Source organism: Phyllobacterium sp. P5_D12, from assembly GCF_054049495.1.
The window spans coordinates 1-1,474 of the sequence record NZ_JBFUMG010000825.1; the positions used below are offsets into that span (position 1 = coordinate 1).

The 1,474-nt window shown below is 53.5% G+C and carries 2 protein-coding genes; one reads left to right on the plus strand and one right to left on the minus strand.

Annotation, left to right across the window (positions count from 1 at the left end):
• Positions 1-325: 325 nt before the first annotated feature.
• Positions 326-601 (plus strand): DUF2277 domain-containing protein, encoded by a 276-nt coding sequence (locus ACXJ5O_RS26790; protein ID WP_457302560.1) that lies wholly within the window; start codon positions 326-328, stop codon positions 599-601.
• A 573-nt stretch (positions 602-1,174) separates the two neighbouring features.
• Here the strand turns inward: ACXJ5O_RS26790 and ACXJ5O_RS26795 are convergent.
• Positions 1,175-1,474, minus strand: a 300-nt coding sequence (locus tag ACXJ5O_RS26795) for a helix-turn-helix transcriptional regulator (RefSeq protein WP_457302561.1), incomplete at its 5' end; no start/stop codon positions are given.

The window sequence follows — 1,474 nt, forward strand, 5'->3', positions numbered from 1 at the left end:
ATGATGATAACGGCAGGAACTTGACGCACCCGACGGCGTTTTGTTTCATAATTATTGGACACTGCTCCCCCATTCTCCCCGTCTCTGCAGAGTTTGAATGCAAATGCCACATTTACATATTATATCTCTTTACCCGTCCTGTCGTGATAAAATTGGAAAAGTACTACCAATTAGTTAGGGGCTCCCGAGGAATGACCCTGATCGTACTACCGAAGGATTTAACTCATCGGCCGCTGATATGATGGAGTAAGACTCGACCAGCGGACAGGCGGAACGACATCAGTGGCCTTGCCACGTCGCAGTAATCGACATTGAGGAGACCATTATGTGCCGCAATATAAAAACGCTGTTTAACTTCGACCCGCCTGCAACCAAGGATGAGATCGACGCTTCTGCTCTCCAATTTGTGCGCAAGCTGTCTGGTTTCAACAAACCTTCGCAAGCCAACGCCGAAGCTTTCGATCGCGCTGTCAAGGAAGTTTCGGATGCGGCGCGCCGACTGCTGACCTCCCTCCATACTCCAGCGCCCGTACGTGACCGCACGGTCGAGGCTGAAAAGGCACGCGAGCGCTCAAGAGCACGGTTCGCACAGGCTGGGTAGGGCAACGTCCTACCCACCCTCCAATCAGGCAGCAGGCTACTACTGTCTCAGTGTTTATTGCAGTTGGGCGCCTGCATGATTTGGCCGGTCAGTGCTTGCTGTGGCCCGAGCTTACGCCGTTAGAGCCTGTCCAATCGGGATGGTAGGGTTGCCATTGGGTGGCGCCGCTACTCTCCAGACATCCTGCAAGCATCGAGCTTGAAAATGCCATCACGGCCAGTACAAACATAGTCTTGATCGACATCGCATTTCTCCTCCACGATGTTCTTCGGCACAATTGTGCGCCTTAATACACATGGGTTCGATATTGTGTGTTGCGAATCAGATCGTCGTGAGCCGTATGTGATAGCGTGGCGCTAGAATTTTCAGCCGGCGTCGTTCTGGCACAGCCTCGTTGTCATTGGTTGAGCCAAACCGGGTGCGCTATTTAGACAGATTATACGAAACTGCGGCACCTATCGCGGTACCAACAACAATTCCCATCGAGATGCTGTCAAACATTGCGTTTCCAAGCATCGCGCCAATGCCAATACCAAGGGCTATTCCGAGCCATGGATAGTAGCTTGGCTGAGGTCAATCGGGGAGTTCTCCTTTGAGTACATCCCCTTGCCTTCGGCCACCGTCAGACCGGAGAACTGCTCTGTAACGGCCAGGCGATAGGCCATGATGCCGATGAAAGAGCTTGGAAAACGCAGTCGCGGTCTCGTAGCCGACACGGGTCGCAATGCGTGCAATCCCCTCGTCACTTGTTTCGAGTAGAAACGCAGCCTCCGACATTCGGCGCGCGATCAAATAGCGGTACATGGACTCGCCAACAAGCTTGGTGAAGCGAGCCGAAAACGCCGAACGACCAAGCCCCACGCTGTGTCCGAG